This window comes from Acidovorax sp. AC410 (assembly GCF_979253235.1).
Map to the genome: position 1 here is coordinate 7,008,080 of NZ_CEEDCG010000001.1, position 8,601 is coordinate 7,016,680.

General features: G+C 67.6%; 9 protein-coding genes. 1 reads left to right on the top strand and 8 read right to left on the bottom strand.

From position 1 onward, the window contains the following. Nucleotides 1-93 precede the first annotated feature (93 nt). From AC0IZS_RS32565 to AC0IZS_RS32580, 4 genes are all read right to left on the bottom strand, one after another. Nucleotides 94-921: a competence/damage-inducible protein A gene (locus tag AC0IZS_RS32565; protein ID WP_471639435.1), complete on the bottom strand. Its 828-nt coding sequence runs from the start codon at nucleotides 919-921 to the stop codon at nucleotides 94-96. After that, nucleotides 918-1,874 carry an EI24 domain-containing protein gene (locus tag AC0IZS_RS32570; RefSeq protein WP_471639436.1) on the bottom strand — a complete coding sequence of 319 codons (957 nt, stop codon included), beginning with the start codon at nucleotides 1,872-1,874 and terminating at the stop codon, nucleotides 918-920. Before AC0IZS_RS32570 ends, AC0IZS_RS32565 begins: the two co-directional genes overlap by 4 nt. Nucleotides 1,875-1,962: 88 nt before the next feature. Next, nucleotides 1,963-2,445: an aminoacyl-tRNA deacylase gene (locus AC0IZS_RS32575; protein ID WP_471639437.1), complete on the bottom strand. Its 483-nt coding sequence runs from the start codon at nucleotides 2,443-2,445 to the stop codon at nucleotides 1,963-1,965. Between the two features lie 77 nt (nucleotides 2,446-2,522). Further along, nucleotides 2,523-3,539: a bile acid:sodium symporter family protein gene (locus AC0IZS_RS32580; RefSeq protein WP_471639438.1), complete on the bottom strand. Its 1,017-nt coding sequence runs from the start codon at nucleotides 3,537-3,539 to the stop codon at nucleotides 2,523-2,525. 262 nt (nucleotides 3,540-3,801) lie between these two features. Here AC0IZS_RS32580 and AC0IZS_RS32585 point away from each other — a divergent pair, with 262 nt between their 5' ends. Further along, the gene (locus AC0IZS_RS32585) at nucleotides 3,802-4,704 is read left to right on the top strand and encodes a LysR substrate-binding domain-containing protein (protein WP_471639439.1); all 903 of its coding nucleotides are present in this window, start codon (nucleotides 3,802-3,804) and stop codon (nucleotides 4,702-4,704) included. Here AC0IZS_RS32585 and AC0IZS_RS32590 read toward each other — a convergent pair. From AC0IZS_RS32590 to AC0IZS_RS32605, 4 genes are all read right to left on the bottom strand, one after another. Next, nucleotides 4,701-5,699 carry a sterol desaturase family protein gene (locus AC0IZS_RS32590; protein WP_471639440.1) on the bottom strand — a complete coding sequence of 333 codons (999 nt, stop codon included), beginning with the start codon at nucleotides 5,697-5,699 and terminating at the stop codon, nucleotides 4,701-4,703. The two genes, AC0IZS_RS32585 and AC0IZS_RS32590, sit on opposite strands and share 4 nt — an antisense overlap. Before the next feature lie 50 nt (nucleotides 5,700-5,749). Then, a complete protein-coding gene (locus AC0IZS_RS32595) occupies nucleotides 5,750-6,586 on the bottom strand; it encodes a polysaccharide deacetylase family protein (RefSeq protein WP_471639441.1) in 837 nt (278 codons plus the stop codon). 7 nt (nucleotides 6,587-6,593) lie between these two features. Next, entirely contained in the window at nucleotides 6,594-7,595 is a 1,002-nt protein-coding gene (locus tag AC0IZS_RS32600; RefSeq protein ID WP_471639442.1) for a YncE family protein, read from the bottom strand. A 169-nt stretch (nucleotides 7,596-7,764) separates the two neighbouring features. Continuing rightward, nucleotides 7,765-8,517, bottom strand: a complete 753-nt coding sequence (locus tag AC0IZS_RS32605) for a pseudouridine synthase (RefSeq protein WP_471639443.1) — start codon at nucleotides 8,515-8,517, stop codon at nucleotides 7,765-7,767. Nucleotides 8,518-8,601: the final 84 nt, after the last annotated feature.

The window sequence follows — 8,601 nt, forward strand, 5'->3', positions numbered from 1 at the left end:
ACCGCACTATCGCGGAGCAGCGGGCCGACCTGGGGTCTGGCAAGAACTGTTGAATGCACACAATTGGTGCGTCGCAATAGTCCCCATTGCACATCACAGGTTGCGCACCATTTCAGGGCCAAGTTCTGCACCAAATTCGTGCAGACCATTTTGGAGGTCCGTCCATGCAGCGGGAAGCGCCTGCGCCGGGCCTTTGACGCCCAGTTCGATGTGCCGCCCGTATTGTGGATGATCCACGCTGGGCAAACTGAACACCCGGACACCTGGGTGCGATTTTTCTATGCGCTCCATCAGCGGAGTGAGTGCCGCCTCCAAGGCTCCGAAGACGACCACCGAGTGCTCGGTCTGGGGCGTGCGGTTGAAGTGCTCGGCGTACAGGGTGTCCAGCACCCACTCGATCATGGGCCAGGCCATCACCGGGAAACCCGGCACGAAATGCACGGCACCACCCTCCCCGCCCGGGCTGTCGCAGGTGAAGCCGGGAATCTTGTTGTACGGGTTGGGGATGGTTCGGGCCCCGACGGGGAACATGCCCATGTTGAGCCGGTGTACGTTGTCATGGCGCTCGGGCTCGTAGGGCAGGCCCTGCTCGCGCGCCACATCCTGCATGCGCTCGCGGATCAGGCGCTCGGCCTCGGGGTGCAGGGCCAGGTCCGCCCCCAACGCACGCGCCGCGCACTGGCGGGTGTGGTCGTCCGGCGTGGCGCCGATACCGCCGCAGGAAAACACCACGTCACCCGAGGCAAAGGCGCGCTGCAGCGTGGCGGTGATGCGGGCCGGGTCGTCCCCTACGTAGTCCGCATACGACAGGACCAGGCCGCGCGCCGCCAGCAGCTCGATGGCCCGGGGCATGTGCTTGTCGGCCCGCTTGCCCGAGAGGATTTCGTCGCCGACGATGATGAGGCCGAAGGTGGGGGTCATGGGGTGCGGGGAGCGGTAGGAAGGGCGTCGGGTGCCGGCAGGCCGCCCACCGCAGGCGCAGGTGCGCTGGCGGGGGAAGGCGGGGTGTCTTCGATGGCCGGTGGGGGCGACAGCGTGTCGAGCGGCAGGCGCGAGGGCACGGGCATGGTGGCCCGCACGTCGTCCTCGCGCAGCTCCTGCAGCGCCGCCAGGCAGAAATGCGTGAACCACAGTGAGGAGAAGGCGAACACCAGCATGTAGATCCAGATCGCCAGCGGCACCAGGATGGCAAACGCCGCCACGAACAGCACGCCCGAGGCCCAGACGATGCTGGGCGCGGCGCCCAGGTAGCCGGTGATGATGCCGATGCCCAGCAGGCTGGCGCGGTGGCGCTCGAACAGGCGCTTGCGCTCTTCCTTGCTCGCATGCTCGGCCAACGCATCGAAGGCCATCACGCGGTAGGTGAGCCAGCCCCAGATCAGCGGCGGCAGCACCAGCACCAGCGGGGGCACCAGCCACAGCGGCACGGACACCACCAGCGCCACCAGCGCCATCACCGTGGAGCCCACGGACCAGGCCACGCTGGCGAAGAAGGAGCCGCCCTTCTTGCGCGCGAGCTCGGGAAAGCGCCGCTCGGCGACCAGGGTCACGAGCGCCGGGGTCATGAGCACCGCCACCAGCAGCAGCGACACCACGACCAGCACCGGCGTGGCCGCCAGGATGACCATCATGGGGGCGAGCGCGGACACCACGCTGCCCAGGCCCCAGCCCTCGAGCCAGCCCCAGAAATTCTTGAGCATGGGTGACGCATCCAGAAGTGAGTGCATGCTCTGCACCGCCACATCCCAGTAGAAGTAGCCCAACCCGAACGCAAGCCCCGCCATCAGCAGCAATGGCAGCAGCGACAGGAGGATGACGCGGGGGCGCATGCAGTAGGCCGCAGCGCGCCAGAAAGAGTCCAGCAGTAGTCCCATGCGCGTGAGCATACCGCGAGCCTCGCGATCGCTGGATGACATCCTTTGGCACGGCAGGAATCCCCAGGCACCGGCAGGCTTCGCGAGGCTAAGCAGCCGCCGCTGGTTTCGCAAATTCGCCATGCACGGCACCCACAATGGCAGCAAACGCCTGGCCTGGCACTTCCAGAGTGCTGGTGCGCTCGCCCGTGCCGCAGAACACGGCCGCCAGCGCCGGCACCTGCCGGTCCACCAGCACCTGCACGCCGTCCTGCTGCACGAAGGGGCCCACGCCGCCGGCCTGCATGCCCAGGCGTTGGCGCAGCAGCTCCTCGCTCAGTGCCGCGAGCTTGGCGCGGGAGGTACCCACCGCCCGTGCCACGGCACCGTAGTCCACCGGGTCGGTGGCGCGCAAGGCCACCAGCACGATGCCACCGCCACCGGCCTGGAAGGCCAGGGTCTTGACCATCTGCTGCACCGGGAACCCAAGCTCCATGAATTGCTGCGTTGCGTGCGCCTCCGGGTGTTCATGCACGCGGTAGGCCACCTGGGCCTGCTCCAGAAGGGTGACCGAGGCGGGGGCGAGTGGCATGGAAGTCAGCTCCTTGGTGGCCGATGGGAAACGGGACCAGACAGCATAGCGCTGCCAAGCCCGCCCTCCCCCGCCCGTCAGGCGCGCGTTTCCACCGCCCCTGTGCCCTGCCCCGCCGGCACCTGGGCGGCAGCCTCGCGCCGTGCATAGCGCTGCGCGAGCACGCCACAGACCATGAGCTGCATCTGGTGGAACAGCATCAGCGGCAGCACGATGGCACCGGCCACGTTGGCGGCAAACAGCACGTTGGCCATGGGCACGCCGCTGACCAGGCTCTTCTTGGAGCCGCAGAAGACGATGGTGATCTCATCCTCTTTCGAAAAGCCCATGCGCCGAGCGCTCCAGGTGGTGAGGGTCAGCACCAGCGCCAGCAGCACCGCGCACACCGCCAGCAGGCCGGCCAGGGCCATGGGCGGCACCTGGGACCACAGGCCGTCGATGACGGCGTGGCTGAAGGCGGCATACACCACGAGCAGGATGGAACCCTGGTCCACCACCTTCATGACGGATGCGCGCTGCTGCAGAAAGCCGCTGATCCACGGGCGCAGCAGGTGACCGATGGCAAACGGCAGCAGCAGTTGCACACCGATGCGGCCCATGGCGGCCAGCGGATCGCCCATGGCCGCGTTCTGCGACATGAGCAGGCCCACGAGCAGCGGCGTGAAGGCCACACCCAGCAGTGTGGATGCCGAGGCGCTGCACACGGCCGCAGGGATGTTGCCGCGCGCCATGGAGACGAAGGCAATGGCCGACTGCACCGTGGCCGGCAGCGCACACAGATAGAGGATGCCGGTGTACAGGTCGCGCGTGACCAGCGGCTCCAGCACCGGGCGCAGCGCCCAGCCCAGCAGCGGAAACAGCACGAAGGTGCTGGCCACCACCACCAGGTGCAGGCGCCAGTGGCCAATGCCGGCCAGGATGGCCTCGCGCGAGAGCTTGGCCCCGTGCAGGAAGAACAGCAGGCTCACGGCCGCCGTGGTGACCACCTCGAGCGCCTTGGCGAAGCCGCCGGAGGCCGGCAGCAGGCTGGCGGCGATGACCGTGGCAACGAGGTAGAGCGTGAAATTGTCGGGAAGCAGGCGGGAGCGGGCCATGGGAGCAAGGGCATGAAAGCCCCGTGAGAAACAGTAGGCACCGATTGAACCGTGTTTGCCACCCCAAGAGAAATGGATTGATTTGATGAATTTATAATAAATCCTCATGAATCAAGGGTGTGCCATGGCCTATTTCCCCACGCGCGGCCCACGGCGTGCGGCGTCTGCTTTGTCGCACGGCTTGCCCATGGCCCGCCATGGGCTGCGCCGCGCTTCGCGCATCCATCCCCACGCCATGGCCCGCGCGAAGGGGAAATAGGCCATGGCACACCCTAGTTTGCGCCAATTGCGCGTCTTCCAGGCCGTGGCCCTGCACAGCAGCTTCACGCGCGCTGGCGACCAGATCGGCCTGACCCAGCCCGCCGTGAGCCGCTGCGTGACCGAGCTGGAGCAGCACCTGGGCATCAAGCTGCTGGACCGCACCACGCGCGAGGTGGTGCTGACCGAAGCCGGCCGCAGCCTGGCCGTGCGCCTGGCGCGCGTGCTGGAAGACCTGGACACGATGCTGCTCGATGTGCGCGGCCTGGCCACCCAGCGCCAGGGCCGGGTGCGGGTGGCCAGCAGCCCCACCCTGTCGGCCAACCTGCTGCCCGAATGCATTGCGCGCTGCCGGCAGGAGCACCCGGGGCTGGAGCTGCTGCTGCTGGACCGCATGCAGCACGACGCGCTGGCCAGCGTGCTCTCGGGCGAGGTGGATTTTGGCGTGGTGATCGAGCCCGAGCCAGGGCGCAGCGATGAGCTGCATGCCGAGCCCATCCTGTCCGAGCCCTTCTGCCTGGTCTGCCCGCCCACGCACCGGCTGGCGCGCCAGCGCAGCGTGCGCTGGGCCGCCCTCGACGGCGAATCGCTGGTGCTGCTCGACCACGCCTCGGGCAGCCGCCGGCTGATCGACGATGCGCTGCACCAGCATGGCGTGCAGGCACTGGTGGCCCAGGAAGTCGGCCATGTGACCACCATCTTTCGCATGCTGGATGCAGGCCTGGGCATCTCGGTGGTGCCCACTCTGGCCCTGCCGCCCTCCGGGCTGCAAGGTCTGGAGGTGCGACCGCTCACACCCCGCGTGGAGCGCGCCATCGTGCTCGTGCGGCGGGCCAACCGCGCGCTGGCGCCCGTGGCCGAAGTGGCCTGGGGGCTGGTGCGCGACGTGGCAGCGAAGCGGGCCTAAGCCTTTCCGAACAAGCGCAGCACCCCGCGCCATTGCTGCGACCAGAAGCCGCGCCCATAGTCGCGCGTGCGGCCGTCGGGCCCGGGCTCCACCTGGTCGCGCACGCCCGTGGGGTCGTAGCGCTGCTCGAAGTTGGCAGTGCGCATCAGCATGTCCCACCAGGGCAGCAGCACGCCGAAGTTGTGGCCGCCCAGCACCACGCGCGGGGCCTTTTCTCCCGCAGCCGCCGGTTGGATGGTTTCGTGCCCGATGCCAATGCTGTGGTGCAACCGGTGAAAGCGGGGGCTCACCCACAGGCGCTCACCCAGGCGGCCGAACCACAGGCGCACATTGGCGTGCTGGAAACTTTCGCTCAGCTGGGTGATGGCCACGATGGCCACGAACTGCCCCGGCGCCACGCCGATGAGCTGGGCCACCACCACCAGGAGGGTGTCGCGCAGCATGTCGTCGAGGATGTGGTTGCGGTTGTCGCTCCACATCGTCATCTGCTGCTGCGAGTGGTGCAGCGAATGCAGCCGCCACCACCACTCGAAATGGTGCTGGCCGCGGTGGATCCAGTAGTCCACGAAGTCGAACACCACCAGGTACAGCAGCAGGCTGACCCAGGCCACGTCGGTCACGCCGGGCCAGAGGCCATCGAGGTGGAAGGTGCTGATGCCCGACATGCGCAGCTCGCCGAACACCGCGTCCATCACCGGGTCGATGGCGAAGAACAGGCCCACGCGGAACAGGCCCAGGCGGTGCAGCAAGGTGTAGAGGATATCGGTGCGGATGGTGGCGCGGTTGGTCACCGGCTCCACCGGGCGCCAGCGCTGGAGGGGACCGATGATGGCGATGATCACCACCAGCTGCAGCAGGCCCACCAACAGCCAGCCGGTGGCGTCATAACCGTCTTCCAGCAGATTGCCCAGGCCGCCCGCGAACATCAGCGGCTGCACCACGGTCTCGAACAGCCACTGCTGCGCACCGTCGAATATCGAACTCAGCCACTCCATGCGCTATCCGCTCCTGTTGCCATCGTCGTGGGTGCCGTGCTCGCCCGGCATCACCGCACGGCCTTTGTAGCGTAGTCTGGATGCTCGCGCAGTGTCCGAAAGCAGAAACCCCGCTCTTTCAGGCCCACGATCAGCGGCTCCAGCACCGCGGGCGCCCAGGGGTCCGTGCGCGACCAGATACCGAGGTGCGCCAGCAGGATATCGCCCGCGCGGATGTCGCGCAGCGCCTTGCGCAGCAGGGCATCGTTGCTGGCCTGCGCGGTAGAGAGCTCGTCCCCGAGAAAGCCCGCAGGCGACCAGCCCACGTGCGTGTAGCCACAGGCCTTGGCGGCGGCCAGCAGCTGCGGTGAGGTCTTTCCGCCCGGTGCGCGGAACAATGGCATGGGCTTTTGCCCGGTGATGGCCTGCAGCCGGTCGCCGGCCTTGGTGATCTCGGCGCAGTATTCGGCGCCCGTCATCGTGAAATCCTGCCCCGCGCGCGGGCCGGCCGAGGGCCGCACCTTGAACGAGGGCTGGGCGACGCTGCCCAGGTCGGCACGCCAGTAGGTATGGTCCCAGGTGTGGGAGGCAAAGGCATGGCCTTCGGCCGCACGGGCACGCCACCAGGGAGCCCAGTGCTCGCCCAGGCTGCCATCGCCTTCCTTGGTGCGCTCCTGTGCCGCGAAAAAGGTCACTTGTACGTTCTGGCGCTTGAGCACCTCGGCCATCAGCGGGGCCACTGCCATGTGGCCCGTGTCCAGGGTCAGATAAACGGGCTTTGTGCAGTTGCCAGCCTGGCCGGTAGCGACGCCTTGCGCCATCCCGGCTGGGACGCCGGCGAACAGGGCCAGCGGCAGGAGCGCCTTCAGGCTCCAGCGCGACGAGGACGCTGCAGGACGGGGCAGCATGCAGCAGCTACCGAGGTGCGTGCTGCAGCGTCCAGACACCGTGCGGGGACTTGCCCACCGGCACCTGGCGCACCACCTTCTTCGCCTCGGTGTCCACCACCGAGAGCTTGCGCGCCCAGCGCGAGCTCACATAGATCCAGCGGCCATCGGCCGAGACCTCCATGCAGTCCGGCCCGCCGGGCACGGGGTAGCTGTCCACCACGGCCATGCTGGCCATGTCGATCTTGCTGATCGAATTGGCGACACGGTTGCTCACATACAGGTGCTTGCCATCGCCCGCCGCCCGGAATGCGTGCGCGCCGTTGCCGGTCTTGATCTTCCTGATGCTGCGCGGCTCACGGCCCGAGACGTCGAACACCTCGACGCTGTCACCGCCCGTCAGGCCCACGAAGACATGCTTGTCGTCGGGGCTGCCGTACACGTCGGCCGGCATGGGGCCGGTCTTGAGGCGCCACTTGACCACCTGTGTGGCGATGTCTATCGCCACCAGCTCATCGCTGTCCTGCATGGACACGTAGACCGTGGTGCTGCGGCTGTCGATCCACATGTGGCTCGGGGTGCGGGCGGTGTTCACGCGCGCCACCAGCGTGGGCTCCTTGCCGTCCCAGCGGTAGAAGTCCACGTGGTTGAGCCGGTTGGCGGCCGTGATCAGCCACTTCATGTCGGGCGTGAAGCGCAGGTGGTAGGGGTCCACGATGCCGCGCACCGTGCGCTGCACCTGCGCCGTGCGCGGGTCCAGGAAGGTCAGCGTGTCACCCAGCGCATTCGCCACGATGAGCGAGCGCTCGTCGGGCGTGAGGTACAGGTGGTGCGGCTCCTTGCCAGTGGGGATGCGCGCGGTCTCCGTCCACGTCAGTGGGTCGATCACACTGACGTTGGCCTCCAGCGAGTTCAGTACAAAAATCGGTGGCGCAGGTGCTGCTGCAGGCGCGGCCATCACGCTGGCACCCCACAGCAAGGCCAAACCGGCCAGGGCGGCGCGCGCACGCGCGGGAGAGAAAATCTTCACGGACAACCAAGCACTTTCAGGACAGTCTGCAAGTGTAGCGCCGGGAGTCCCGGCACCTGCGGTGCAATGCGTAACATCTGCACATGCAGACCGATTGGATCAAGAAGGCAGCGCCTTGATGCGCTGCCAGAGGGCTGACCACACGGCCATGGACACGAAAGCGCCACGCTCAGGCTGGCGCCAGGGTCAGCACCTTGAGGTCGTCCGCACTGAGCCATCTCCATTGACCGGGCGCCAGATCCGCCGGCAGCGGCATGCTGCCGATCTGCGAGCGGTGCAGGCCTTCCACGCGGTTGCCCACTGCGGCCAGCATGCGCTTGACCTGGTGGTACTTGCCTTCGGTCAGGGTCAGGTCCAGGCGGTGCGTGTCCACCACCACGCAGGCGGCCGCGCGCACCGGCTTGGGATCGTCGTCGAGCACCACGCCGGCCAGCAGCTTGCCGGCCTGGACCTCGTCCACAGGATGCTTGGTGGTGACCTGGTAGACCTTGGGAACATGCTTCTTGGGGGAGCTCATGCGGTGGATGAACTGGCCATCGTCGCTGAGCAGCAGCATGCCGGTGGTGTCCTGGTCGAGCCGGCCCACAGCCTGGATGCCCTGCACCGCCGTCTTGCTCGGCCGCTGGCGCAGCGGGGCCGGCAGCAGCGTGTAAATGCTCGGGTAGGTGGAAGGCTTTTGCGAGCACTCGGTACCCGCAGGCTTGTGCAGCAGCACATAGGCCTTCTGGTGGTACGGCCAGTCCACGCCCTGCACGCGCAATTGCAAGCCCTCGGGATCAAACTCGGCCGCAGCCTCGGTGCATGGCACGTACTCCCCCCGCACCCCGGTGGTGCTTACTGTCACCCAGCCCTGCTGCACCAATCCGGCGCACACGCGGCGGGTTCCAAATCCCTGGGAATACAGAATGTCTTGCAGCTGCATGGCGGTGGCAATCAGGTGAATAAAGATGGGGAGATCCGGGAGGGGTAAAGCTGGCCCCTGTCTGGCAGCGGCCGCATTTCGGTG